At 63.5% G+C, this 24,737-nt stretch carries 27 protein-coding genes; 15 read left to right on the top strand and 12 right to left on the bottom strand.

Going from position 1 to position 24,737, the window contains the following annotated elements; translation table 11 throughout:
- The first annotated feature begins 107 nt into the window (after nucleotides 1–107).
- From folD to guaA, 3 genes are all read left to right on the top strand, one after another.
- Nucleotides 108–986, top strand: coding sequence for a bifunctional methylenetetrahydrofolate dehydrogenase/methenyltetrahydrofolate cyclohydrolase FolD (gene folD, locus QRO93_RS14670; RefSeq protein ID WP_005409307.1), 879 nt, complete (start codon nucleotides 108–110; stop codon nucleotides 984–986).
- A gap of 437 nt (nucleotides 987–1,423) precedes the next feature.
- Complete coding sequence (gene guaB, locus QRO93_RS14665; RefSeq protein WP_005409308.1) at nucleotides 1,424–2,881, top strand: IMP dehydrogenase; 1,458 nt, start codon at nucleotides 1,424–1,426, stop codon at nucleotides 2,879–2,881.
- Nucleotides 2,882–2,983: 102 nt separating this feature from the next.
- A complete protein-coding gene (gene guaA / locus QRO93_RS14660) occupies nucleotides 2,984–4,549 on the top strand; it encodes a glutamine-hydrolyzing GMP synthase (protein WP_005413109.1) in 1,566 nt (521 codons plus the stop codon).
- A 162-nt stretch (nucleotides 4,550–4,711) separates the two neighbouring features.
- Here guaA and QRO93_RS14655 read toward each other — a convergent pair whose 3' ends face one another.
- The 5 genes from QRO93_RS14655 to QRO93_RS14635 all read right to left on the bottom strand — a co-directional run bounded on the left by QRO93_RS14655 (nucleotide 4,712) and on the right by QRO93_RS14635 (nucleotide 9,526).
- Nucleotides 4,712–5,872 (bottom strand): DGQHR domain-containing protein, encoded by a 1,161-nt coding sequence (locus tag QRO93_RS14655; RefSeq protein WP_180878199.1) that lies wholly within the window; start codon nucleotides 5,870–5,872, stop codon nucleotides 4,712–4,714.
- Nucleotides 5,869–6,591 (bottom strand): hypothetical protein, encoded by a 723-nt coding sequence (locus QRO93_RS14650; RefSeq protein ID WP_180878198.1) that lies wholly within the window; start codon nucleotides 6,589–6,591, stop codon nucleotides 5,869–5,871. The genes QRO93_RS14655 and QRO93_RS14650 overlap by 4 nt, the downstream gene beginning before the upstream one ends.
- A 17-nt stretch (nucleotides 6,592–6,608) precedes the next feature.
- Nucleotides 6,609–7,487: a Dam family site-specific DNA-(adenine-N6)-methyltransferase gene (locus QRO93_RS14645; RefSeq protein ID WP_219626033.1), complete on the bottom strand. Its 879-nt coding sequence runs from the start codon at nucleotides 7,485–7,487 to the stop codon at nucleotides 6,609–6,611.
- A 204-nt stretch (nucleotides 7,488–7,691) separates the two neighbouring features.
- On the bottom strand, nucleotides 7,692–8,048 hold the full coding sequence (locus tag QRO93_RS14640; protein ID WP_180878197.1) for a hypothetical protein: 357 nt from the start codon (nucleotides 8,046–8,048) through the stop codon (nucleotides 7,692–7,694).
- A gap of 554 nt (nucleotides 8,049–8,602) precedes the next feature.
- Nucleotides 8,603–9,526: a LysR family transcriptional regulator gene (locus QRO93_RS14635; RefSeq protein ID WP_180878196.1), complete on the bottom strand. Its 924-nt coding sequence runs from the start codon at nucleotides 9,524–9,526 to the stop codon at nucleotides 8,603–8,605.
- Nucleotides 9,527–9,622: 96 nt separating this feature from the next.
- On the opposite strand from QRO93_RS14635, the gene QRO93_RS14630 reads away from it, so the two are divergent.
- Together QRO93_RS14630 and QRO93_RS14625 are read left to right on the top strand one after the other, a co-directional pair.
- Nucleotides 9,623–10,462, top strand: a complete 840-nt coding sequence (locus QRO93_RS14630) for a type 1 glutamine amidotransferase domain-containing protein (RefSeq protein WP_180878195.1) — start codon at nucleotides 9,623–9,625, stop codon at nucleotides 10,460–10,462.
- A gap of 169 nt (nucleotides 10,463–10,631) precedes the next feature.
- Entirely contained in the window at nucleotides 10,632–11,414 is a 783-nt protein-coding gene (locus QRO93_RS14625; RefSeq protein WP_180878206.1) for a 3-hydroxybutyrate dehydrogenase, read from the top strand.
- On the opposite strand, the gene QRO93_RS14620 is transcribed toward QRO93_RS14625, so the two are convergent.
- Nucleotides 11,411–12,175, bottom strand: coding sequence for a hypothetical protein (locus QRO93_RS14620; protein ID WP_180878194.1), 765 nt, complete (start codon nucleotides 12,173–12,175; stop codon nucleotides 11,411–11,413). The two genes, QRO93_RS14625 and QRO93_RS14620, sit on opposite strands and share 4 nt — an antisense overlap.
- Before the next feature lie 183 nt (nucleotides 12,176–12,358).
- Here QRO93_RS14620 and QRO93_RS14615 point away from each other — a divergent pair, with 183 nt between their 5' ends.
- The 6 genes from QRO93_RS14615 (at nucleotide 12,359) to QRO93_RS14590 (ending at nucleotide 15,712) form a co-directional block, all read left to right on the top strand.
- Nucleotides 12,359–12,745: a hypothetical protein gene (locus QRO93_RS14615; protein WP_285304270.1), complete on the top strand. Its 387-nt coding sequence runs from the start codon at nucleotides 12,359–12,361 to the stop codon at nucleotides 12,743–12,745.
- Between the two features lie 301 nt (nucleotides 12,746–13,046).
- Complete coding sequence (locus tag QRO93_RS14610; RefSeq protein ID WP_180878192.1) at nucleotides 13,047–13,460, top strand: PAAR domain-containing protein; 414 nt, start codon at nucleotides 13,047–13,049, stop codon at nucleotides 13,458–13,460.
- Nucleotides 13,461–13,462: 2 nt separating this feature from the next.
- The gene (locus QRO93_RS14605; protein ID WP_180878191.1) at nucleotides 13,463–13,915 is read left to right on the top strand and encodes a DUF4123 domain-containing protein; all 453 of its coding nucleotides are present in this window, start codon (nucleotides 13,463–13,465) and stop codon (nucleotides 13,913–13,915) included.
- The gene (locus QRO93_RS14600; protein ID WP_180878190.1) at nucleotides 13,915–14,274 is read left to right on the top strand and encodes a hypothetical protein; all 360 of its coding nucleotides are present in this window, start codon (nucleotides 13,915–13,917) and stop codon (nucleotides 14,272–14,274) included. The genes QRO93_RS14605 and QRO93_RS14600 overlap by 1 nt, the downstream gene beginning before the upstream one ends.
- The gene (locus QRO93_RS14595; RefSeq protein WP_180878189.1) at nucleotides 14,274–14,981 is read left to right on the top strand and encodes a Tox-REase-5 domain-containing protein; all 708 of its coding nucleotides are present in this window, start codon (nucleotides 14,274–14,276) and stop codon (nucleotides 14,979–14,981) included. Before QRO93_RS14600 ends, QRO93_RS14595 begins: the two co-directional genes overlap by 1 nt.
- Nucleotides 14,978–15,712, top strand: a complete 735-nt coding sequence (locus QRO93_RS14590) for an Imm52 family immunity protein (protein WP_180878188.1) — start codon at nucleotides 14,978–14,980, stop codon at nucleotides 15,710–15,712. The genes QRO93_RS14595 and QRO93_RS14590 overlap by 4 nt, the downstream gene beginning before the upstream one ends.
- 23 nt (nucleotides 15,713–15,735) lie before the next feature.
- Here QRO93_RS14590 and QRO93_RS14585 read toward each other — a convergent pair whose 3' ends face one another.
- The 3 genes from QRO93_RS14585 to QRO93_RS14575 are packed head-to-tail and all read right to left on the bottom strand — an operon-like array spanning nucleotide 15,736 to nucleotide 16,978.
- The gene (locus tag QRO93_RS14585; RefSeq protein WP_180878187.1) at nucleotides 15,736–16,194 is read right to left on the bottom strand and encodes an SRPBCC family protein; all 459 of its coding nucleotides are present in this window, start codon (nucleotides 16,192–16,194) and stop codon (nucleotides 15,736–15,738) included.
- Nucleotides 16,195–16,196: 2 nt separating this feature from the next.
- On the bottom strand, nucleotides 16,197–16,511 hold the full coding sequence (locus QRO93_RS14580) for a helix-turn-helix transcriptional regulator (RefSeq protein WP_005416268.1): 315 nt from the start codon (nucleotides 16,509–16,511) through the stop codon (nucleotides 16,197–16,199).
- An 11-nt stretch (nucleotides 16,512–16,522) separates the two neighbouring features.
- Entirely contained in the window at nucleotides 16,523–16,978 is a 456-nt protein-coding gene (locus QRO93_RS14575) for an SRPBCC domain-containing protein (RefSeq protein WP_180878186.1), read from the bottom strand.
- Nucleotides 16,979–17,192: 214 nt separating this feature from the next.
- Here QRO93_RS14575 and QRO93_RS14570 point away from each other — a divergent pair, with 214 nt between their 5' ends.
- Nucleotides 17,193–18,962 carry an oleate hydratase gene (locus tag QRO93_RS14570; RefSeq protein ID WP_180878185.1) on the top strand — a complete coding sequence of 590 codons (1,770 nt, stop codon included), beginning with the start codon at nucleotides 17,193–17,195 and terminating at the stop codon, nucleotides 18,960–18,962.
- 48 nt (nucleotides 18,963–19,010) lie between these two features.
- Here the strand turns inward: QRO93_RS14570 and QRO93_RS14565 are convergent, their stop codons facing one another.
- Nucleotides 19,011–19,850 (bottom strand): oxidoreductase, encoded by an 840-nt coding sequence (locus QRO93_RS14565; protein WP_180878184.1) that lies wholly within the window; start codon nucleotides 19,848–19,850, stop codon nucleotides 19,011–19,013.
- Nucleotides 19,851–19,958: 108 nt separating this feature from the next.
- Between QRO93_RS14565 and QRO93_RS14560 the strand changes: the two genes are divergently transcribed.
- The 3 genes from QRO93_RS14560 to QRO93_RS14550 all read left to right on the top strand — a co-directional run bounded on the left by QRO93_RS14560 (nucleotide 19,959) and on the right by QRO93_RS14550 (nucleotide 22,190).
- A complete protein-coding gene (locus QRO93_RS14560) occupies nucleotides 19,959–20,903 on the top strand; it encodes an AraC family transcriptional regulator (protein ID WP_285304269.1) in 945 nt (314 codons plus the stop codon).
- A gap of 104 nt (nucleotides 20,904–21,007) precedes the next feature.
- Complete coding sequence (locus QRO93_RS14555) at nucleotides 21,008–21,595, top strand: TetR/AcrR family transcriptional regulator (RefSeq protein ID WP_180878183.1); 588 nt, start codon at nucleotides 21,008–21,010, stop codon at nucleotides 21,593–21,595.
- A gap of 94 nt (nucleotides 21,596–21,689) precedes the next feature.
- Entirely contained in the window at nucleotides 21,690–22,190 is a 501-nt protein-coding gene (locus QRO93_RS14550; protein ID WP_180878182.1) for a hypothetical protein, read from the top strand.
- A gap of 18 nt (nucleotides 22,191–22,208) precedes the next feature.
- On the opposite strand, the gene QRO93_RS14545 is transcribed toward QRO93_RS14550, so the two are convergent.
- Both QRO93_RS14545 and ftrA read right to left on the bottom strand, forming a co-directional pair.
- Nucleotides 22,209–23,453, bottom strand: a complete 1,245-nt coding sequence (locus QRO93_RS14545) for a hypothetical protein (RefSeq protein ID WP_180878181.1) — start codon at nucleotides 23,451–23,453, stop codon at nucleotides 22,209–22,211.
- A gap of 79 nt (nucleotides 23,454–23,532) precedes the next feature.
- Complete coding sequence (ftrA, locus tag QRO93_RS14540) at nucleotides 23,533–24,534, bottom strand: transcriptional regulator FtrA (protein WP_164087867.1); 1,002 nt, start codon at nucleotides 24,532–24,534, stop codon at nucleotides 23,533–23,535.
- Nucleotides 24,535–24,737 lie beyond the last annotated feature (203 nt).

Below are 24,737 nucleotides of genomic sequence, written 5' to 3'. Positions count from 1 at the left end.
GCGGGCCAGCGGCCGGCACTACCGGTGCGCGGTGTCGACGCGCGGCGGTGGGCGAGGGGGCCTGAATCGGGGACAATAGCGTCCCCGCCGCCCCACGCCTGCTCCCGATGACCGATTCCGCCTCCCAGCTTCCTGCCCGCATCCTTGATGGCCGCCGCATCGCCGAGGACCTGCTCGACAGCCTGAAGGTGCGCGTCGACGCCCGCGTGGCCGCCGGTGGCAGCCGTCCGGGCCTGGCCGTGGTGCTGGTGGGCGGCGACCCGGCTTCGACCGTGTACGTGCGCAACAAGCGCCGTGCCGCCGAGAAGGTCGGCATCGAAGCGCATGACTACGATCTGCCGGCCGGTACCACCGAAGCCGAGCTGCTCGACCTGATCGACCAGCTCAACGCCGACCCGAAGATCAACGGCATCCTGATCCAGCTGCCGCTGCCGGGCATCCCCGACGCGCGCCGGCTGATCCAGCGCATCGACCCGCGCAAGGACGTGGACGGCTTCCACCCGGAAAACGTCGGCCACCTGGCCCTGCGCGAGTTCGGCCTGCGCCCGTGCACCCCGCGCGGCATCACCACGCTGCTGGGCCACACCGACCAGCCGGTGCGCGGCCGCAACGCCACCATCGTGGGCGTGAGCAACCATGTCGGCCGCCCGATGGGCCTGGAGCTGCTGATTGCCGGCTGCACCGTGACCAGCTGCCACAAGTTTACCCCCAAGGACGTGCTGGAACAGGCCGTGCGCAACGCCGACATCCTGGTAGTGGCGGTGGGTCGCCCGGGCATCGTGCCGGGCGAGTGGGTGAAGCCGGGCGCAGTGGTGATCGACGTCGGTATCAACCGGCTGGATGATGGCCGGTTGGTGGGCGATGTCGGGTTTGAAGCGGCTGCGCAGCGGGCCAGCTGGATCACCCCGGTGCCGGGTGGGGTGGGCCCGATGACCGTGGCCACGTTGATGCAGAACACGTTGGAAGCGGCCGAAGCGCTGAGCTGACCTGTTTGGGTGGGTGCCGACCGTTGGTCGGCACAATGCGGACATGCGGATGACCCGCTCCTGGTAGGTGCCAACCTTGGTTGGCACACATACATCGGGGCCATCGGCCCATCTGGGGCACCGGTGCCGGACAGATCGTGCCAACCAAGGTTGGCACCTACCAAAGGCGCTCCAGGACTGCCCCGAGTGATCCTCTTAAGGTGGGTGCCGACCGTTGGTCGGCACATCCATCGGGGTCATCGGCCCATCTGGGGTCCAGTTGCCGGACGGGCCGTGCCAACCAAGGTTGGCACCCACCAAGGGCGGTATGCCACCGGCGGCCCGAATAGCCCCCTGAATGGATCGCCGCCCGCGTGACACTGCGTCGCATCTACCCCCTGCCACGCGGCGCGAAAACAGGGTAAAATGTCGCGCTTCCCCACATCTCGGGTATGCCGATGCTGCGCATCCAGGCTGAAGCACTCACTTACGACGACGTCTCGCTCGTCCCCGCCCATTCGACCATCCTGCCCAAGGACGTCAACCTCGAAACGCGGTTGACTCGCGACCTGAAGCTGAAGCTTCCGATCCTGTCCGCGGCCATGGATACCGTCACCGAAGCCCGCCTGGCCATCGCCATGGCACAGCTCGGCGGCATGGGCATCATCCACAAGAATCTCAGCCTGGAACAGCAGGCCGCGGAAGTGGCCAAGGTCAAGAAGTTCGAGGCCGGTGTCATCCGCGACCCGATCACCGTCGGCCCGGAAACCACCATCCGCGACGTGCTGGCCCTGACCCAGGCGCACAACATCTCCGGCGTGCCGGTGGTGGGCAGCGACGGCCTGCTGGCCGGCATCGTGACCCACCGCGATATGCGCTTCGAGACCGAGCTGGATGATCCGGTCCGCCACATCATGACCAAGAAGGATCGCCTGATCACGGTCAAGGAAGGCGCCGCGTCTGACGAAGTGCTGCAGCTGCTGCACCGCAACCGCATCGAAAAGGTGCTGGTGGTCAATGATTCGTTCGAACTGCGTGGCCTGATCACGGTCAAGGACATCCAGAAGAACACCGACTTCCCGAACGCTGCCAAGGATCTGTCGACCCGCCTGCTGGTCGGCGCTGCCGTCGGCGTGGGTGGCGATACCGATCGCCGCGTGGAAGCGCTGGTCGCCGCCGGCGTGGACGTGATCGTGGTCGATACCGCGCACGGCCACTCGCAGGGCGTGCTGGACCGCGTCAGCTGGGTCAAGAAGAACTTCCCGAACGTGCAGGTCATCGGTGGCAACATCTGCACCGGCGAAGCCGCACTGGCGCTGCTGGACAGCGGCGCGGACGCAGTGAAGGTCGGCATCGGCCCGGGCTCGATCTGCACCACGCGCGTGGTTGCCGGCGTCGGCGTGCCGCAGGTCACCGCCATTGATCTGGTGGCCGAAGCGCTGCAGGACCGCATCCCGCTGATCGCTGACGGTGGCATCCGTTACTCGGGCGACATCGGCAAGGCGCTGGCCGCCGGTGCCTCGACCATCATGGTCGGTGGCCTGCTGGCCGGTACCGAAGAATCGCCGGGCGAGACCGAGCTGTACCAGGGCCGTTCGTACAAGAGCTACCGCGGCATGGGTTCGCTGGCTGCCATGGAGAAGGGGTCGAAGGACCGCTACTTCCAGGACGCCGCCACCGCCGACAAGCTGGTGCCGGAAGGCATCGAAGGCCGCGTGCCGTACCGCGGCCCGGTGGGCGGCATCATCCACCAGCTGATGGGCGGCCTGCGCGCCACAATGGGCTACGTGGGCTGCGCCACCATCGAAGACATGCGCAGCAAGCCCAAGTTCGTGAAGATCAGCGGCGCCGGCCAGCGCGAGAGCCACGTCCACGACGTGACGATCACCAAAGAGCCGCCGAACTACCGCGCCTGACGCGGGCCGGGCAAAGAGGAACGAGGAAGCTGATTCCCGTTCCTCTTTTTCCATCTGCCGCCAAATCTGATTTCGTTTTCCCTACTGCATTGCCAGGGCGCCATGACCAACATCCATAACGACAAGATCCTGATCCTCGATTTCGGCGCGCAGTACACGCAGCTGATCGCCCGCCGCATCCGCGAGCTGGGCGTCTACTGCGAAATCTGGGCGTGGGACCACAACCCGGCCGAGATCGCGGCGTTCGGCGCCAAGGGCATCATCCTGTCCGGTGGCCCGGAATCGACCACGCTGCCGGGCGCCCCGGCCGCGCCGCAGGAAGTGTTCGACAGCGGCCTGCCGATCTTCGGTATCTGCTACGGCATGCAGACCCTGGCTGCCCAGCTGGGTGGTGCCACCGAAGCCGCTGACCAGCGCGAGTTCGGCCACGCCGAAGTGAACGTGATCAACCCGGATGCGCTGTTCAAGGGCCTGAGCGACCACGGCGGCGAGCCGAAGCTGAATGTCTGGATGAGCCACGGCGACCACGTCTCCGTTGCACCGCCGGGCTTCACCATCACCGCCACCACCGACCGCATTCCGGTGGCCGCCATGGCCAACGAAGAAAAGCGCTGGTACGGCGTGCAGTTCCACCCGGAAGTGACCCACACCCTGCAGGGCCAGGCGCTGCTGCGCCGCTTCGTGGTGGACGTGTGCGGCTGCCAGACCCTGTGGACCGCCGCCAACATCATCGACGACCAGATCGCCCGCGTGCGCGAACAGGTGGGCGATGACGAAGTGATCCTGGGCCTGTCCGGCGGCGTCGATTCGTCCGTGGTGGCTGCGCTGCTGCACAAGGCCATTGGCGAGAAGCTGACCTGCGTGTTCGTGGATACCGGCCTGCTGCGCTGGCAGGAAGGCGACCAAGTGATGGCGATGTTCGCCGAGCACATGGGCGTAAAGGTGGTGCGCGTGAACGCCGCCGACCGTTACTTCGCTGCGCTGGAAGGCGTGAGCGACCCGGAAGCCAAGCGCAAGATCATCGGCAACCTGTTCGTTGAGATCTTCGACGAAGAGTCGAACAAGCTGAAGAACGCCAAGTGGCTGGCGCAGGGCACCATCTACCCCGACGTGATCGAGTCGGCCGGCAGCAAGACCGGCAAGGCGCATGTGATCAAGAGCCATCACAACGTGGGCGGCCTGCCGGAGCACATGAAGCTGGGCCTGGTAGAGCCGCTGCGCGAGCTGTTCAAGGACGAAGTGCGCCGCCTGGGTGTTGAGCTGGGCCTGCCGCGCACCATGGTCTACCGCCATCCGTTCCCGGGCCCGGGCCTGGGCGTGCGTATCCTGGGTGAAGTGAAGCGCGAATACGCCGAACTGCTGGCCAAGGCCGATGCCATCTTCATTGATGAGCTGCGCAAGGCGGATCTGTACGACAAGACCAGCCAGGCGTTTGCCGTGTTCCTGCCGGTGAAGTCGGTGGGTGTGGTGGGCGATGCGCGCGCTTATGAGTGGGTGATTGCGCTGCGGGCCGTGGAGACGATCGACTTCATGACCGCGCATTGGGCGCATCTGCCGTATGAGTTCCTGGGTACGGTGAGCAATCGGATCATCAATGAGTTGCGGGGGGTGTCGAGGGTGGTTTATGACATCTCGGGGAAGCCGCCGGCTACTATTGAGTGGGAATGAGTTGAAAGAACAAGGGCGCCGAGAGGCGCCCTTGTTGCATAATTCATACAATTCGCTGCCTACTGAAGGCTTCCGGTGAGTATAAGCCATTGGGAGGGAGCGCTTCTGGCTTGATAATTGAGACGAAACTGCACGGCTATTCGGCCGCGCAATTCCGCGCCACTACGACAGCCGAAGCTGGCTTAGTAACGTGTGATAGAGGAGCGTCTCTCCGCTGGTGCCAGGCTTGAAAGTGTCAGTTGTAATTTCGTCGTCTTTAATTGTGGCTTTCTTGAAAAGTGCTGAAAACTCTTCAATCGAAACCATCTCGCCAGGGGCTGTAATGCTCAGGTAGGCTGGCCTTAGTAGTCGCATGAGTGCCCTGAATCCATTCGTCTTATTGAGCACTGCTCCATCGCCGAGCCCGCTCCATGCCTTCGGCCATTGTTGACTTACGGCCGAAAAATAATTGAAAAGGATGTCGGCAATATCCATGTCCCTTTCATCAATGAACATGTTTCTGAAGATCAGTTTTCGCTGTTCGTCTGCATCAGCACGGTAGGGCTTGCTGTTGCGGAGATAAAGATCTCTATCTGTAGTTGGATCTGCACTAATGTAACGAAGAAGGGCTTCGACGAATGTTGCCTGTGTGAGTGTTTCGGTAAATCGACCTTCTGTGGCAACCCCGAGTCGCTTAATTCTCTTGTGGAACGGACTGCTCTCTGCTCTGTCCAGTGCAACCGCAATCGTATGTGAAGTTTTCTGGGGGCTGCGCGATTTTGAATATTCGAAGAGGTCGTAGACTAGGCTTTTGCTGACTTTTGTCTGTGCCAGGTTAACGACTGAGAATATGTAGGCTTGGCTTTCGATGTCCATTTCTATGAATATAGAAACGTTTACTTCAAACGGACGGTTCGCCAGATTTAAATGCTGAAGCCCCTCGATTCGGTGCTGTCCATCTAGAACTCTTGCGATCTGAGTTCTATCGATAATGGTCTCGCCATTGTCGTCTATTACGTTGGTAAGAGTTAGGGTCTTGTTGTTCTCATCATATGAGGCGCAAATGCCCGGTATGGCTAAGATGACGGCTGTCGGAAAGCAGGCGTCGACTGTGTTCACATACTTTCCGATTTCCCGAACTCTCTTTGGATTGACTTCTCGTTGAATTCCGAGATATTCATCCATCTCGCGACCGCCACGGAGTTGCCTTACGTCGGAATACGTGATCTCGCGAAGCAGCGCAGAATCGATCGATGCGACGTAGAAGTCGCCGATGGGCTGGGTGACGCGGATGCAAGGGAGTGAAATGGAGTACGGCTGAGTAAGTATGCTCTGCTGCTTCATGCTTGGCCTCCATTTCGCCTGTTAAAGTGTTCCGTCATTTGATCAGCGACTGGATTTTCATGCGGAGCAGGATCTGGGAAATCTTCATTCGGGTGTCGGGCTGCAAATTTATCTGCGAACTCGTTGACTGGTTGTTTCAGTCCTCGTTCTGCGTCGAACGCAAGTGTACTCTTTCTGTAAACTGTGGTGAGGTATCTGAGGGTGACAACAATGCCGGCGATACAGATCGAGGCGATTAACAAAAAATCCGAATCTAAGAGCTCTTTGATCACCGGCTCTCTTCCGGCTAGCACAAAGGCATAGAACCCAGAAGAAAGGGCGCCTAAGAATAGCATCGCGGCGAAATGATAGGCTCGCCCTGGGAATTGCTTGGTGGATTCAGAGTCTTCGGCTGAGGCTAATAGGATTGGACCTAACATGCCAACTGCAAAAATAAAAAGCTGACCATTGCTAATGGTGCTGACTAGCAGTTCGAAATAATTCTTGTTGCGGTTGGAGATAAATGCCTTAAGGAAAAATGCGGTAACCCAAAATGTTGCCGTTCCGAAAATTATCGTTATAAAAAATTCTTTCAGCGAATCTTTATGGTTCTTCGCAGTGCAGTGCGCGAGCGGGCCCAAGATAGGTAAGCTGCTTAGAAATTTGCGCGCTCTGCCGCTCGGGGGCGTGGGCGCGCGCGAGCCCTCTTTCTGATCTGGCTGATCCAACTGCGACATCATTCCTTGATCTCCATTATTCAGGCTACTGCTACGATCTCTGCATACTTTCCACGAGTTCCTCCAGCCCCAGCAATTGCGCTGTATCGGCTTAGCGAGAAGACGCGAAAATCCCCTTGGTAAAGCTCTCTGACGCTGGCATGGTCCGCATTAGTGCACATTACAACTGCGCCTCTGCTCTTTGCTCGAAACAACGCCGCCCGGAGTCGCTCCTGGTCGGCCCATGAGAAGAGCTGTTCGTTGTATTTTATGAAGCCATTGTACTGGTGTCGCACAGTGTATGGAGGATCTGCAAAAACAAAGTCTCCTTGATCCGCTCGGTCGATCTGACTTTCGAAGTCGCCGTCGCTCAGACATGCGGTGCGCAATAATTCGGATACACTCTCGAAGTCATCGGTCTCTAGGGTCGCGCGAGACTTTGTTCCGATTGGAGTGTTGAAAACACCCTTCTTATTTACTCGGTAGAGACCATTCCAGCACGTGCGATTCAAATAAATGAACTTGGCGGCTCTGCCCGCAGCGGATGTTGGCGAGCTACTCCTAACCTTATAGTAATGCTCGGCGCAGTGCGCTCTATCGTGCTCGGCAAGTCGGAGTCGAACCTTGCGCCAGTCGTCCGCAATTGCGCGATAAGTTTCGATTAATTCTTTGTTTCTGTCCGACAGGAGTGCTCGTTCTGGTCTCAAGCCAAAATACATGGCGCCACTACCCAAGAATGGTTCAATGTACTGGCCTTTGCAGTGTCCTTGGAGCTCCATAGCGAGAGGCATTAACCATCTCTTGCCACCTGCCCATTTTAGGAAGGGTAGAACACCCAAAGAGCCCACTGACATACGACCTCGATCGCCGTCTTTCTCAGGGCGCTCCAGAATCTGCTCTACTCGACGTTTCAGTTCCATCTGCGGCTCGCTGCCCTGCATTAGACCTGCCAAGTATGGACGAACGTAGGCCTTTGTCACAGTGCGGGCGGGCTAGGTTCGGATTGCCCAAGCGACAAGCGTACTCTTGACCGCCGACTTGGTCTTGCCAGACAGATTGAGCTCAATTCTGACCAAGAGCGGAAGTGGAACCGTGCACTGCCAGGCGGAAAATTTGCTCTTGCACTACTCCGGCCTAACCTCCCGACAAGCCCACTCAACCAGCCCCCGGCAAGCCAGGAACAACCCATCCACAACCCCCTCATCCAAGTGCCTTTCCGGCTCCGCCGCCACGCGACAGCGGTCCGCCGCGTGCAGCACCTCCAGCACGGTCAGCGCGCCCACCATCGCGCGCTCGCTCTTCGCAAGGCTCACGCGGCGGCCGGGTGACACATCGTTCTCCGGCCAGGGCAGCCCGTCGGCTCCCTCACCTGCGCGAATGCGCTTGAGGATGCCGAGCAGGGAGTTCAGGTCGGGCAGGGGCGTGTCGTCGTTGATGGGCTCAACAACGGTGTACGAGGAAAAGGTGTCGGACTTTTTCATGGCGTCGGCTTCCGTGGCTGTACTTAACAGCGCCACCGTGAAGAAGGTGGCGGACGATGCGTGGCTGCAAACCGGGACGAAGTAGTGCCATTACCGGTGGGTCCGAAAACCCCCACGCACCGCCCGCCATACAGGCCGACGGATTGCCCGCCGGCACCGCTTGGGGACGGTGCCGACGGACAAGCGCAAACAACTGGCACAACAATCGTCGCGGGTTTGCAGACCCGGAGCCACCCGTTGTCGGTGGCGCGCCATGGTGTTTACGCGGTCGCTCCGAATACCAATTGAAATTCGCGAAGGAATCGCAGAATTCGAGAGCGGGAATCTATTGTGGCACGCACTATTCGTGCCGTAGGCCTCACGATCCGACGCATTCGCGCAGACGCGCTGCTGATCGCGAACAAGAGCGTCGCAATCGCCCGTGCCTTCAGGGGATAGCGAGACAGCCGCCTTTACAACAATTCGTATTCCGAACCGGGCAGCAACGCCGCCCGATCAGTCCGACCGGCGGAAAAGCGGTCCAAAGCCGACACCGCGGGAAGGCGGCAGTAAATTCAACCCACGCCGTCCTCAACCACGCCCGCATTCCCCACCAGCAACTCAATCATCGCCCGCGCCGCCGCCGACTGTCGCCGATGCGGCGCATAGATCACCGAGAATGGCCGCGACCGTCCCCACAGCTGCGGCAGCACCTCCACCAGCTCCCCACGCTGCAGCCGCTCGCGCACGATGAACGCATAGCTCTGGCAGATGCCGATGCCCTGTTCGGCCAGCGACACCACGCCCAGCACATCGTCGGACGTCTCGATGGACGAGCGCGGCAGCCAGTCCACCTCGCGGTCGCCATCGCGGAAGATCCACGGCGCCAGCCGCCCGGTGCGCGGCATCACGAACGGCAGGCACAGGTGCTGCTGCAGGTCGTCCAGCGTCTGCGGCGTACCCCGGCGCTGCAGGTAGTCCGGCGACGCCACCAGCACCAAAGGCGCATCCTCCAGCTTCCGCCCCACCAGCCCGCTGTCCGGCAGCTGCCCCAGGCGGATGGCCAGGTCGAAGCCTTCGGCCACCAGGTCCACGTTGCGGTTGGTGATGTTCAGTTCCACCTGCACCTGCGGGAACTGCTGCGCAAAGCGCGCCAGCACGGGCGGCAGCCGGTAGTGGCCATAGGTGGTGGGCACGCTCAGGCGCACGCGGCCGGCCAGCGCACCGTCCTGGGCCAGTACGTCGCGCTCGGCGTCGTCCAGCAGGCCGAAGGCGGTGCGCACCTGTTCCAGATAGAGCCGCCCGGCATCGGTCAGGCCCACGCGGCGGGTGGTCCGCTGCAGCAGCTGCCGGCCCAGCCGCGCTTCCAGGCGGGTGACCGCGCGGCTCAGCACCGAGGGCGTGGTGGACAGCGCCACCGCGCCAGCCGTGAACGAGCCGTGCTCGACTACCGCCAGGAACACCTCCACATCGCCCAGATAGTCGAACTTGCGGCTCATTTGGCTCTCCGGGGAACAGATGTTTTGCGATGGGGCCAATTTATCGCCGCTGGGGCGATGAATAAAGTGGCGGCCATTCCCCGATAGGAGTCCCCCATGAACCTGATGACCCGGCTGGCCGCAGCGCTGGCCCTGACCTTGGCCGCCAGCGGCGCACATGCCGCCAACGTGCTGGTGGTGCTGTCCGACGAAAACCACCTGGACCTGAAGGACGGCAAGGTGCTGTCCACCGGCTTCTATCTCAACGAGTTGATGCAGCCGGTCAAGCTGCTGCTGGACGCGGGCCACGAGGTGACCTTCGCTACGCCGCAGGGGCGGGCGCCGACGGTGGATGCGTCGTCGGTGACGCCGGCGTACTTCGGCAACGATGCCGCACAGCTGACGCTGCACAAGGAGCTGCTGGAGAAACTGGCGCTGACCTCGCCGACGGCCTCGCCGGTGGTCAGCCTGGCGCGCATCGAGCAGCAGGGCTACGCGCGGTTCGATGCGGTCTACATTCCCGGTGGCCACGCGCCGATGCAGGACCTGCTGAAGAGCCCGGCGCTGGGCCGCTTGCTGGCCGACTTCCACCAGCGCAACAAGACCACCGCGCTGGTCTGCCATGGGCCGATCGCGCTGCTGTCCACGCTGCCGGATGCGGGTAGTTTTGTGGCAAAGCTGGAAGCGGGTGCGATGCCGGCCACGCCGAAGTGGATCTACAGCGGCTACCAGATGACGGTGATCAGCAACCAGGAAGAGGAGCAGGCCAAGCCGCTGCTGGGTGGCGGCGAGATGAAGTTCTACCCGCAGACCGCGTTGCAGCGGGCGGGTGCGACGTTCAGCAGCAATGCCACGCCGTGGACGGGGCATGTGGTGGTGGACCGTGAGCTGATTACCGGGCAGAACCCGGCTTCGGCGCTGGAGGTGGGGCAGCGGCTGGTGGAGCGGTTGAAGTGATGGGGCGTTGAGGAAAAGCTTCCGCGCATGGCGTGGAACTACTGCCGGTTGGCCTGCCATCGGTAGGTGCCAACCTTGGTTGGCGCTGTGGCTTGGCACGGAGCGCATCCACGCAGGGCGTGAATCTACAGCGCTACACTGGTCGCCTACGCCCGATGGAAGCTCGCCCATGTTCAGTGGAAAAGTCGCCGTGGTCACCGGCTCCACCAGCGGTATCGGTCTTGGCATCGCCACGGCGCTGGCACGGCAAGGCGCCGACATCGTGCTGAATGGCTTCGGTGATGCGGCGGAGATCGAGCGCATCCGTTCCCGCCTGGAAACCGAATTCGGCGTGCGGGTGGCGCATGATGGTGCCGACCTTTCGCGTGGCGAGGCGGTGCGCAGAATGATCGAGCACGCCGTTGCGACGATGGGCCGCATCGACATCCTGGTGAACAACGCGGGCATCCAGCACACCGCATCGATCGAGGAGTTTCCCGCTGAAAAGTGGGATGCGATCCTGGCGCTGAATCTCTCGGCGGTGTTCCATGCAACGGCGGCGGCGTTGCCGTACATGAAGCAGCAGGGTGCCGGGCGCATCATCAACATCGCATCGGTGCATGGGTTGGTAGGCTCGGTGAACAAGTCGGCCTATGTGGCGGCCAAGCATGGCGTGGTGGGGTTTACCAAGGTGACCGCGCTGGAAAACGCGGGCACCGGCGTCACCGCCAATGCGATCTGCCCGGGCTGGGTGCGGACGGCGCTGGTCGAGCAGCAGATCACGGCGTTGGCCGAGAAGGACGGCACGGATCAGGAATCCGCCGCCCGCGCGCTGCTGTCCGAAAAGCAGCCTTCGTTGCAGTTCGTGACGCCCGAGCAACTGGGCGAGATGGTGGTGTTCCTGGCCTCGGACGCGGGGGCGCAGATCACCGGCACGGCGCTGCCGGTGGATGGGGGCTGGACGGCGCGCTAACTGGCGGGCTGTGCGCGCCGCTGCAGCATCGGCAGCGCGACGAGCGTCGCGAGGATGGTGAACAGCACCAGCGACGACCCCACCGTGCCGAAGCCCAGGCCGCCCTTTTCCAGCGGCTTGGTGAGCAGGTCGCCGAAGGTGGCGCCGAACGGGCGGGTGAGTACGAAGGCGATCCAGAACAGGATGACCCGGTTGATGCCCTTGATGCGGGTGGCCAGTGCGGTGAGCGCGATGAGGCTGCCGATCAGCAGTGCGCCGCCGGTGAAGCCCAGCCCGGAATCGTCGGCGAGGAAGTCGCCCAGGGCGGTGCCGAGCGTGTTGGAGAACAGCACGGCGGTCCAGTAGAAGCCTTCGGCGCGGCGCGATGCGATGTTGCTGACCGAGATCGACTTTTCCGACAGCCGCCACGCCAGCAGCACCAGCGCCAGGCAGCCGGCCAGCAGGCTGGCGCCGGTGGCGTAACCGAGGCCAAGCGTGCGGTCGAGCAGGTCGGACATCGTCGTGCCGGCGGTGCTGGTGGCCAACACCACCGACCAGAACAGTACCGGGTGGAAGCGCCTCGCCGACAGCTGCACGGCCAGCAGGCCAGCGAAGATGGTGAGCAGGATGGCCGAGCTGGCCACGTAGCCCAGGTTGAGTGTCATTGACAGCAGGTCGCCCGCGGTCTCGCCGAGGGTGGTGGCGGCGATCTTCATCACCCAGAAGTCAAGGGTGACCGCCGCCACTTTGCTGTGCAGGGAATCTGCGTCTGAAGCACTCATCGAACGTCGCCTGGGGAGCCTGCGGGTGATGCTGTGGCGGGCGGCGTCGGAGTGTGGTCGGAACCGGGTTTGGCAGCGGTGAGGGTGGGGCAGCGTTCAGCAGGGGAACGCGCTACGCTGCGGCCAGCATCCAGGATGGGGAGACAGGGAATGGCCGGTTCGATTCCATCGTTTGCGTTGGCAGTGGGCCTGCTGGTGTTGTCCGCGTCGGCAGGCAATGCCAGCGCGCAACCGCGCGACGCCACGTATTCCAGCGTCTGCAGGCACGCCGAGTCGGGCGATCTTCTTGGCCTGGAGGTGTCGTTTGTCAGCGAGGCCGATGGCGGCTACGCATTGGTCCAGCGTTACGAGGGCGCAGCCATCGCGCCGGTGCTGATGCAGGTCAAGCAACGCGGGCGTGATCTTGTGCTGGTGAGTGGCGCTACGGATTCCATTGCGCTGCGCCAGGACGGGAAGATCCTGCGGCTGACCTACCTTGATGGCCAGCTGAGCGCTGCGGGCAGCTCGTCGGAAACCCTGATCCCATCGTTGCCAGTGTGGCAGGGAAAGAGCGTCGCTGCTTGCCGTTAGCGCGGCGACGCTCCTTCAGCTTGGGGTGGGGTGTTCAGCTCGGCTTGGCAAGCATACATCGGCCTTCTGCCTGCCAGTCGGCGACCAGTCTGTCGGATTGTGCAGCTTCCTTTGTCGTAAGGCACCACATCGGCGACGCGATACGTGAGTCTGTGCTGGAGAGGTTTCCTTTCCCTTCAGCAGCTTATCGAACCGATGCCCTCCGTTGAGCGCGTTCCTTCTGGAAGCATCCCTGCAAGCGCGGCTAGTTTCGTGTCGCTGGCGGAGTCGGGCCAGCGCGGGTCACGCACGGAACGCAGATATGGGTCGATTGATTGTGGTGGTAGGAGACAGAACCAGCGGCGGCGGACGCGTCATCACCGGCGCGCCATTCACGGACATCCATGGCAGCGCCGTGGCCCGAATCTCGGACAAAGCAACGTGCCCCAAGCATCAGGGCATCTTCTCGATTGTCACCGGCGACTCTACCTGGCGAGTGGATGGCCAGCCAGTTGCCCGGGATGGAGATCGATTGGAATGCGGGTGCAGCCTGATGGCGGGCACGCAGTTGACGGTGGACATTTCTTCAGGCGGAGCACCCGCGTCTGAACAGTCTGTTGCGCCGGTTGCGGAGCGGTCACCATGGGGGGCCGCTTCTACGATGCCCAGCAAGCCCATCTGCGAGGCATGTCTGCGGGCTGCGGCAGACCGCGGTACGGCTTTCCTGCGGAGATGAACATGAACTATGCCATCGTCGATGCAGCACGCTGTGCCAACAGCGCCGCTGTTCTGCACGGGTACGCAGCGGAGGGAAGGGCTCGAGCGCTGTTCGCAGGGCAGCCGGAAAGCCCTCATGCGGACGCCGGACCTTGGCTGGTTATTCTGAGCGAGGACCCGGTCCTGCATCAGTGGTTGTTCAATCTCGAGCCGATCCCGGGTGCAGTCTGCCGCTTCTCCAGTACGGTGAACGTCGACGCTGTCGTAGTGCACCTTCAGGCCCGCATGGCGCTGCAGCTGACGGATGGAGGCATGGCGCTATTCCGCCTCTGGGACGGCCGCGCGCTCTACCGGATGTGGGGAGTAATGACGCAGGCGCAGAAGGCCGCGTTCATAGCGCCGTTCTCACGCTGGTCGGTACAACTGCAGGGTAGGCGTTGGGAGCTGGATCACATGGCGGTGGAGAAACCTTGATGCTCAAGCTGGTTGCTCGACAGGAAGCTTTGCTGCGCCTGCCTGATCCCTTCTCGTTCCTGCCTCGACTTGCGGCGGAGATCCGGCGTGATCTACCAGAGCGGGTCATGGGGCTGGATGATGCTGCGCTGCTGGCGGAGACGGACCGCTGCTACACCTATGCCGCCTATGAACTTGGCGTCACTCATCTGGAAACACTTGTTGCATGGACCAAGGTGGATGTTGGCAGCGGTGGAGAGCTTCATCGCAATGCCGAAGTGGACATCGCTGTGCGCCATGCGGACAACCCCAACATCCAGGCAGCAGACCTGTTGGGCGCCCTGGTCGCTCTGCATCGCTGGCCGAAGGACGACGTGTAATGGCTGCCATTCCGATTCGATGGGGGTTGGGAAAACTGGCTGAACGGGCCGCGGCAGCGGCGGCGGCGGCCGCAGCGGCGGCAGATGCGGCCAAGGACGTGGTGAAGGGCAAGCCCGACGTAAGGGCACGCGACGTGGAGTGTGCAGACGCTCAGGATGCCAGTGATTGCAACGAGTGCCGGCTCGGTGATGGCAGGGTAGGACAGCCGCCTACACCTCGGTACATCACGCGGCGCACGCGTATCAACTACGACTATCAGCTCCAGATAGCGAACATGTATGCCGGCCCGGAGAGATTCGGCTATGTGAAGCGGGGGGACAACGCGGACGAAATCGTGAACTTGGATCTTGAATCGTTCAAGAGCCTGTTTGGACGAGGAGGAGAGTTCACAACGTTGGAATGGTTGTTCGCAGGCATTTCGTTCGACGGCTTCTGGAGGAGCCGATGCACCGTGCTAGAGGCCAAGGGCAACTTCGGCTCATTCTTCAATGCTGACGGGTCGTTATCGAAGCCCTTCGCACGGGCCATGACGGACCAATGGCTACAGAGCTTCACCAAGCAGGCTATGGCGGTTCGTGCAACAGGACCACAGGGAAAGCTTGAATGGCATTTCATGGATGTGGCCGCCTCCAAGGCAGGCCTAATGGTCGGAATCCCTCCTGCGTCTGTGCGCGTCACCCCTTTGGTCATTGGAAGAATGCCTTGAACATTACGATTGCCTGTCACTTTCCCGCGGCAGCCCGCACGCCCTTTCAAGTGTGGGAAGACGTTGTTGGAATTACGTCCAGCCTCTCAAACGCTGACCCACTCTTCGCGAATTGGTGGGCCGCGCCACGTTTATCAAGTGACGCTTACGTACCTGTTGGTGAAGGTGACGATCTTGTTGCCCGTGTGCAGGAGGATGACATCAAGCTCGCCAAGGAGTATCCCGGTCAGCCCTCGATTGGAAGCAATGGCGCGCTCCTCACAAACGCAGGGAATGACAAGGACTGGCTGAGACGAGGCGGTGTTGGGCTGAGTTATATGCCCGCGCTCGGGATGCTTCGACTTCATGTGGACCGCATTGAGAAGGTGTTCGATTCCCCTGTCAGTGTTCTTGAGTCCACGCTTTCGGTGCTGCTGAACAGCCTTCCCATCACGTTTGCAAAGACAAATGTTCAGCAGCTTGTGGAAGGGGAGTTGCTGCTCTACAGCGTTGATCGTGCGCCCTTTCCACATCGGGAATTTCTCGGCTGGATGGGCTACGTAGACGCCTCGTTGACCCAAAACCAGGTTCCTGCCGCCGCAAGGCTTGAGCGTCGCGGTGGTGGCACCCTCATCCTCGCCACGGAGGTACTCGATCTTGCTGATGCACATGCCATCAAACAGGCCAACCAGGTCGAGATGAGTCTGGTTGACCTGGGGCTGCTTCCGGTTACGGATCCCTTGCTGGGATAGCGCGATCCATGCTGGCCGGTGAATCAACTCGGCTTCGCAAACACATCCAATCCCTTGCCGGTCTCCAGCCACGACTTCAGGCTCGACAGCACGATCGGCCAGCCCTGGCGGATGCCGGTATCCATGCCGCTGCCCGGTTCCAGTTCGTCGTGGGTGACGGTCAGCCGCACCATGTCCTGGTAGGGCACGATCTCGAAGGTGACGCGGCTGTAGGCATCGGGGTTGTCGGCCTGCGAGGCGGCGGCCCAGGTGATCACCAGCCGCGAGGGTGGGGTGCTTTCCACGACTTCGCCAACCAGTTCAACCGAGCGCGTTTCGTTGGCACGTACATGCTGCCAGCGCGAGCCGGGCTTCCAGTCCGAGACGTTCTCGTGGCCCCAGTAGCGGCTGGCGATCTCGGGGCGGGTGATGGCCTCGAACACCTTCTGCGGGGTGGAGGCGATGTAGATCACGTGGATGAAGCGGGTGGACTCTGCGGACATCATCATTCTCCTTCCAGTTCTCGTTTCAGGTCATGCAGCAGGCTCAGGCGCTGCTGCTCGAACTTGCGTACCCAGCGCTCGTACACCTCGTGCAGCGGCACCGGGTTGATGAAGTGCAGCTTCTCGCGGCCACGGCGCACGGTGCTGATGAGGTTGGCGTCTTCCAGCAGGCCCAGGTGCTGGGTAACCGATTGCCGGGCCATGTCCAGGTGTTCGCAGAGCTGGCCCAGGGTCTGGCCGTTGTCTTCGCAGAGCAGGTCCAGCAGCGTCCTGCGCGTGGGGTCGGCCAGTGCCTTGAATACCTTGTCTGCATTCATGCGGGGCGTCTTCAGTTCCAGTTGTCGATCCTGACGTCGTGCGGGTTGGGTTGGCCCGTGCCGGTTTCCAGCAGGGCCTTGAGGCTGAGCAGGAACACCGCCCACTTGGTGCTGCAGTGGGAGGTGAATTCGACGCGTTCCTTCCAGCCTTCGTGGGTGAACAGGACGATGCAGTAGTCGCCTTCCTGTTTCAGCGCGAAGCGCGCGTGGGTGCCGATCCATTCGGCGGGGCCGGCGAGGAACTGCCAGAGCACCAGCTGGCCGGGAATGAGCTGTTCCAGCTTCATTTCCATGGCGCCGATTTCCTGGCCGTTGTGGGTGAAGCGCACCTTGACCGTGCCGCTGACATCGCGGTCGCCGTGGGTGTCTTCGGCCCACCAGGCGGCGACGCCTTCGGGGGTGGCCAGGGCCTGGTACACCTGGCTTGCGGGGGCCTTGATGCCGACCCTGTGTGCGATATCCACCATGGCGGGTTCCTCGCGATGGGCGGGCAGGTGCCGTCCTTGGGGTGGACTATAGGCAGGCAAATACCTGCATGTCAACCGTGGTTGCGGAAGGGGTTACCAGGCATGCGTTGGCACTGCTGCGGCATTTGGTCGCAAGCGCTCGCAACTATTCCTAAGCGGTGCTGACGCATGCGGCGTTTACAGTGGGGTTACCCCCTCCAGGAAGGAGCAGTGCATGTATTACAGCAGTGGCAACTACGAAGCCTTCGCGCGCCCGCGCAAGCCGGCGGGTGTGGATGGCAAGCGCGCGTGGTTCGTCGGTTCGGGGCTGGCGTCGCTGGCCGGTGCGGCGTTCCTGGTGCGCGACGGCCGCATGGCCGGTGAGCGCATCACCATCCTTGAGCAGCAGCAGATTGCCGGCGGCGCGCTGGACGGCCTGAAGGTGCCGGAGAAGGGATTCGTGATCCGTGGCGGCCGCGAGATGGAAGACCACTTCGAGTGCCTGTGGGACCTGTTCCGCTCGATTCCGTCGCTGGAGATCGACGATGCCAGCGTGCTGGACGAGTTCTACTGGTTGAACAAGGACGACCCGAACTATTCGCTGCAGCGGGCCACGATCAATCGCGGCGAGGATGCGCATACCGATGGCCTGTTCACCCTGAGCGAGCAGGCGCAGAAGGACATCATCGCGCTGTTTCTGGCCACCCGGCAGGAGATGGAGAACAAGCGCATCGACGAGGTGCTGGGCCGCGATTTCCTGGACAGCAACTTCTGGTTGTACTGGCGCACCATGTTTGCGTTCGAGGAGTGGCACTCGGCGCTGGAGATGAAGCTGTACCTGCATCGCTTCATCCACCACATCGGCGGCCTGCCGGATTTCTCGGCGCTGAAGTTCACCAAGTACAACCAGTACGAATCACTGGTGCTGCCGCTGGTGAAGTGGCTGCAGGACCACGGCGTGGTATTCCAGTACGGCACCGAAGTGACCGATGTCGATTTCGATCTGCAGGCCGGCCGCAAGCAGGCCACGCGCATCCATTGGACCCGCGACGGTGTAGCCGGTGGTGTCGATCTGGGCGCGGATGACCTGGTGTTCATGACCATCGGTTCGCTGACCGAGAATTCAGACAACGGTGATCACCACACGGCGGCGCGCTTGAATGAAGGCCCGGCACCGGCGTGGGACCTATGGCGGCGCATCGCAGCGAAGGATGCGGCGTTCGGGCGCCCGGATGTGTTCGGTGCGCATATTCCCGAGACCAAGTGGGAATCGGCCACGGTGACCACGCTGGATGCGCGCATTCCCGCCTATATCCAGAAGATTGCCAAGCGCGACCCGTTCAGTGGCAGGGTGGTGACCGGCGGCATCGTGAGCGTGCGCGACTCGCGCTGGTTGATGAGCTGGACGGTGAACCGGCAGCCGCATTTCAAGAACCAGCCCAAGGACCAGATCGTGGTGTGGGTGTATTCGCTGTTCGTGGATACGCCCGGTGACTACGTGAAGAAGCCGATGCAGGACTGCACCGGCGAGGAGATCACCCGCGAGTGGCTGTACCACCTGGGCGTGCCGCTGGACGGGATCGACGAACTGGCTGCGACCGGCGCGAAGACGGTGCCGGTGATGATGCCGTACGTGACCGCGTTCTTCATGCCACGCCAGGCCGGTGACCGCCCGGACGTGGTGCCGGAGGGGGCGGTGAACTTTGCCTTCATTGGCCAGTTCGCCGAGTCGAAGCAGCGCGACTGCATCTTCACCACGGAGTATTCGGTGCGCACGCCGATGGAAGCGGTGTACACGCTGTTGGGTATCGAGCGCGGCGTGCCGGAGGTGTTCAATTCCACCTATGACGTGCGTTCGCTGCTGGCGGCAACCGGGCGCCTGCGCGATGGCAAGGAGCTGGACATTCCCGGGCCGGCCTTCCTGCGCAACCTGCTGATGAACAAGCTGGACAAGACGCAGATTGGTGGCCTGCTGCGCGAGTTCAAGCTGGTGCAGGAGGACTGAGCCGGCGGGAGGGTGGCAGCCGGTGAACGCATCGGCTGCCCCCACGCTTCACGCGATGCCGTCGGTGGAGCGGCTCAGCTGTTCCCAGGCATCGAGGGTGCTGGCCATCGACGCCAGCTTCGCGCGCACCAGTTGCAACGCGTCGCTGCCCAGCAGCAGGTGGCTGGGTGGCGCGTCGCTGTCGATGATCTGCAGCATGGCCTGCGCGGCCTTCACCGGGTCGCCCAGCTGGTGGCCACTCTTCGCCTCGCGCGCGCTGCGGATGGGATCGAACAGCGCGTCGTAGTCTCCAATGCTGCGCGGTGCCCGTGCCATCGAGCGCCCGGCCCAGTCGGTGCGGAAGGAACCCGGTGCAACGGCCGTGACGTGGATGCCGAACGCCGCCACTTCCTTGCCCAGTACTTCGCTGATGCCTTCCAGCGCGAACTTGCTGCCGCAGTACCAGGCGATGCCGGGCAGGGTGATGAAGCCGCCCATGGAGGTGATGTTGAGGATGTGGCCACGGCGGCGCGCGCGCATGTGCGGCAGCACGGCCTTGATCAGTGCGGCCGGGCCGAACACGTTCACTTCGAACTGATGGCGCAGCTCGGCCAGCGTGGATTCTTCGAGGATGCCTTCATGGCCGTAACCGGCGTTGTTGACCAGCACGTCGATGGCGCCGACGTTTGCTTCGACATCGGCGACGAGCGCATCGATGGCAACGGCATCGGTCACGTCCAGCAGGCGGCCGAAGGCGCGGCCGGGTGCCAGCGCTTCGAATGCCACGCGCGCTTCGTCGTTGCGCACGGTACCGACCACGCGGTGGCCGGCCAGCAGGGCCTGCTGGGCCAGGGCGCGGCCGAAACCACTGCTGACGCCGGTGATGAGGATGAGGCGGGAGGAGGTCATGGTGATCAGGCTCGTTGGGGGAGGGCTTGCACGTTAGTGCTTGAGCGATCCGCGCCACAGGCCTAGGATTCGTCCATTCTTGCCTATTCCTCTGGAGTGCTCGTGCCCGTGGTCGATTCCCAGCAGGCGCAGATGCAGGCGCGCATGGTCGGCCTGCTGCAGACCCTGGCGGTGGAAGAGGGCTATACGCTCACGCCGCTGCCCGGGGTGCGCCTGCTGCGCTCGAACCGGCCGCTGGCGCGTACGCCGGTGTTGTATGACCCCGGCATCGTGATCGTCTGCCAGGGCGTGAAGCGCGGCTATCTGGGCGGGCAGGTGTACCAGTACGACGCGCAGCACTACCTGGCGGTGTCGGTGCCGGTGCCGTTCACGATGGAAACCGAGGCGTCGGAACAGGCGCCGCTGCTGGCGATCTATCTGCACCTGGACCTGCAGCTGGCGGCGGACCTGCTGATCGAACTGGGCGAGCAGGCCGGTCCAGAGCAGGTACCGGCGCAGAGCATGATGTCCAGCCCGATGCAGGCGCCGATGCAGGCCACGGTGCTGCGCCTGCTGGAAGCGTTGGCCGATCCGCTGGAAGCTGCCGTGCTGGGGCCGGCGCTGGTGCGTGAGCTGTACTTCCGCGTGCTGACCGGCGCACAAGGGGCTGCAATGCGCGAGGCGCTGGCCATGCGCGGGCGCTTCGGCAGCATCGGCAAGGCGCTGCGCACGATTCATGCGGCATATGCCACGGCCCTGGATGTGGGCCAGCTGGCGGCCGAGGCAGGCATGAGCGTGGCGACCTTCCATGACCACTTCCGCGCGGTTACCGGTACGTCGCCGATGCAGTACGTGAAGTCGACCCGGCTGCATCAGGCGCGGCTGCTGATGCTTCGGCAGCGCATGACGGCCGAGGCTGCGTCGCTGGCGGTGGGCTACGCCAGCCCGTCGCAGTTCAACCGCGAGTTCAAGCGCCTGTTCGCGCTGCCGCCGGCGGCCGAAGTGGCACGCATGCGGCGCAGTTTTGCCGTGCCGCCGGGGCCGGCAGAGGCGGTGTACGTGTCTTCGCATTGAGGGGCTCGGAACAGGACCGGCCTGGTTTCCTGGGATGCCGGCCAGCGGCCGGCACTACCGGTGGGGTATTGACTGCGCGTCTACCTACTAGTAGGTTACGGCATATGAAAGAGTCGCTCTCGCCCAAGGCCCTGGAGATCCTGGCCCACGCCCGTTCGCTGCTGGAGGCCGGTGGCTACAACGGCTTCAGCTATGCCGACGTGTCGGCACGGGTCAACATCAGCAAGGCCAGCATCCACCACCATTTCCCCAGCAAGGCAGATCTGGTGCGCACGGTGGTCGAGCTGTACCGGGCCGAAGCCCGCGAGGGCTTGGCGCTGCTGGACCGGCAGCTGGACGACCCGTTGCAGGAACTCAACGCCTACGTGGACTACTGGTCGGCCTGCATCGCCGGTGGCACGTCCTCGTTCTGCATCTGCGCGATGCTGGCGGCCGAGTCGCCGATGATTCCGGCGGAGATTGCCGAGGAGGTGCGCGGCCATTTCGAGGACCTGAGCGGCTGGCTGGCGCTGACCCTGCAGAAGGGGGCGGCGACGGGGCAGCTGCACCTGCAGGGCTCCGCAGCCGATGAGGCCAGGGCATTCATGTCGGCGGTGCATGGCGCGATGCTGGCCGCGCGCGGTTTCGGCGATGCCGGCACGTTTGCCACGCTGGCGCGGCTGGCCATTGCGCGGGTGAGCACCGCCCGCTGAACCCGGTTGTCGGGGCCTGCGAGGTTCGCGGGCCTTTCTTTTGAGCACTAAGCCTACCTACTAGTAGGTTCATAAAATCCAGAGGAGTTTACCCATGTCACACGCCCTTTCCGCCCTCGGGGTGATCCACACCGCTGTCAGTCTGGTTCCGGTGCTTGCCGGTCTGTATGGCTTCATCCGTCACCGCGCCATCGACCCGGCCACGCGTTCGGGCAAGGCCTATCTGGTCGGCCTGGTGCTGTCGGTGGCGACCTCGTTCACCGTGTCCAGCACCGGCGGGCTGAATCCGGGCCACGCCTTCGGTGTGATCGTGCTGCTGGCCGCATTCGGCGGTGTACTGGCCGGGCGGCTGCAGTTCCTCGGCCGCGCGCGGCCGTACCTGTCGACCTTCGGGCTGTCTTTCAGCTTCCTGCTGTCGCTGGTGCCGGGCGTGAATGAAACGCTGACGCGGGTACCGCTGTCGCACCCGATCGCGGCGGCACCGTTGGCCCCGGTGATCCTGCAGACGCTGCTGGGTTGTGCCGTGGTGTTTGTGCTCGGTTTCCTGGCGCAGTGCTGGAGGATCCATGCACGCGCTGTACGTACGCGTGGCTGAGAACGCCAGCGCTGCGGATCAGTCGGACAGCACGGCGTTGGCATCATCGCCGTAGCCAGCCCGGGCGCTGCCACACCGCGCGAAGGCGGCAGCGCTGGCCGGCAGGCCGGTGGCCTTGATGCCACGCCATGTGTCGCCGTCGAACACCTCGGCATAGCGCTCGGCGGCCAGCATGCCGTCGGGCAGTACGTACAGCAGAACGCGCTGCAACGTGGATTGGCCCGGCAACGGCTGCGCCTGCCGGAACGCAGGCACCTGCACGCGCGCGCTGTGCCACTGTGTCGGCGCATCGACGGTTTGCCAGCGCACCTGCAGCGGCAGGTCGAGTGGCAGCAGCGCGACGCCGGCCGGGTAGCCATAGGCTGTGCAATCCGCAGGCGCCTCCGGGATGTTCTCGATGGCCCTGTCACCGATGTCCAGTGCGATGCCATTGGCTTCCATCCGCACGATGGGCGCGCTGCCATAGTTGTGGATGGTGAACAGCACCAGGCCCTCGAAGCGGCTGCGCTGCAGATCGTCGGCAGTGGAGCCGCTGAGGCGTGCGAGCGTGGGCGCGACCTCCACATGATCGCTGTAGTGGTAGTAGAGATGTACGAGCTCCGGTGTGCCTGTGCGGCCCCATCCGGTGTTGAAGCGTGTGGTGTCCGGATAAGGCTGGCGGACCAGTGGCACGTCGGTGACGGCGCGATCCCCGGACGGCGTGGCGTAGCGATAGTGGTCAACGGAACGCTTCAGGCGACCCTCTTCATACGGGAAGGCCCTGTCTGCATCGGACTGCGCGTTGGGGTAGCGGTGGAAGGCCACGAAATGCCCGGGTGTGTCGCCTTGCATGGGCAGGTCCGGGCCTGTGCCGGAGCCGGTGGACGCGTACGGCGCGGTGTCCAGCCACAGGGGCTGCCCGCTGAGATTGATGTGCCGCTCGGCAATCGGGTCACGCGACCCGCCTGCCACGGTGGACCACGTGTGCTGCAGGGACTGCCACAGGGGAATGATGAGCATGGCCGCGACGGTCGGCACGAACATCAACGCATGGACGCGGCCGGGAACGCGCCCGCGCTGCCGCACCATGTAACGCAGCCAGGCCAGCACGAGCACCAACAGCAATGGCAAGCCGACCCAGAGTGCGATGGTGGCCAGCGCCACGACACCCCAGCCCAGGTTGGGAGTGGCCACCGCGATGAGCGAGAGCGTGGCGAGGAGCGTGGCCAACACCAGCGAAACGCCGATTCCGACGCGGTAGGTCCTGTAGGGGCTGTCGTTCATCACCGTTCCATCGGCAGTGTGGGGCGTGCCCCTATCTTGCAGCGATGATGACGGCGTGGAAAGTCGGGACAGAGGGCGCTCAGCAGCCTACCAGGCGATCCGCACCGATGCCGCTGCGATGCTGGCTGCGGTACTCGGTGGGGCTGGCATCGACCTGGCTGCGGAAGTGGCGCCGGAACGATTCCTGCGAACCGAAGCCCGCGTGCTCGGCGATCCACTGCAGCGGTCGATCGGTGGTTTCCAGCAGCTCACGGGCGAAGGCCACGCGCTCGCGGATCAACCAGTCGATGGGTGACAGGCCGGTGGCGTCCAGGAACTGTCGTTGCAGGGTGCGCTGGCTGAGCGCGGCCTGCTCGGCGAGGCTGCCGAGCGAGTGCGGCTCGCGTAGGTTGCGGCGCATCCATTCCATCAGCTTCGCCAGGCGGCTGGGCTCGCCATTGGGAATCGCCCGGCTGACGCGCTGGCTGCGCCCGGCATCGCGCCACGGCGCCAGCACCAGCCGCTCGGCCACCAGGTTGGCCACGCGCGCGCCGTAATCCTTGCGCACCATGTGCAGCATCATGTCCATGCCGGTGGCCGAGCCGGCCGAGGTGATGATGCTGCCGGCATCCACATACAGCACGTCCTCGCGCACATCGACGCGGGGGAAGTCGCGTGCAAGCGCTTCGGTGAGGCGCCAGTGGGTGGTGGCCTGGCGGCCATCGAGCAGGCCGGCCCAGGCCAGCACGAATGCACCGGAGCAGATCGAGGCGATGCGTGCGCCGCGTGCGTGGGCGCGGTTGAGCGCATCGAGCAGTGCCTGTGGCGGGCGCTCGCTGGGTTCGCGCCAACCGGGGATGACGATGATGTCGGCGTCATCGACGCTGCCCAGATCGTAGGGCAGCTGCACCTGGGTATTGCCGAGCATGCGCAGTGCGCCGGGTTCGCCTGCGCACAGCTGGGTGCGGTACCAGGCCACGCCCAGTTCCGGCCGTACCGGTGCGAACAGGCCGACCGCGCAGCCGAACTCGAACAGCCCCTGGCCATGGCAGGCGACGATGGCGACCAGTGGTGCGTTGGGATCGGCGGGCAGGGTGGGCATGGCTTGATGCTACGGGCGGCGGTGCGTGGCGCTGCGTGGTGCGCGGGCATGAGGTGATGCCTGTGGGGCATGTAGCGCTGCAGACCGCGTTGCCGCCTAACGTCATGACCAGCGGTCATGTGGGTGGCCGGATGTTACGGCTGGGTGACGCGATCACGCCTGTCGTGGCGGATGAACACGCTCTTGAATGGAAGCGTGTTTCC

Origin of the sequence: Stenotrophomonas maltophilia group sp. Smal17, assembly GCF_030237045.1 — a bacterium.
GTDB lineage: Bacteria > Pseudomonadota > Gammaproteobacteria > Xanthomonadales > Xanthomonadaceae > Stenotrophomonas > Stenotrophomonas forensis.
The sequence above is the reverse complement of the archived record's forward strand: the minus strand, read 5'-3'. Positions and strand labels throughout refer to the sequence as shown.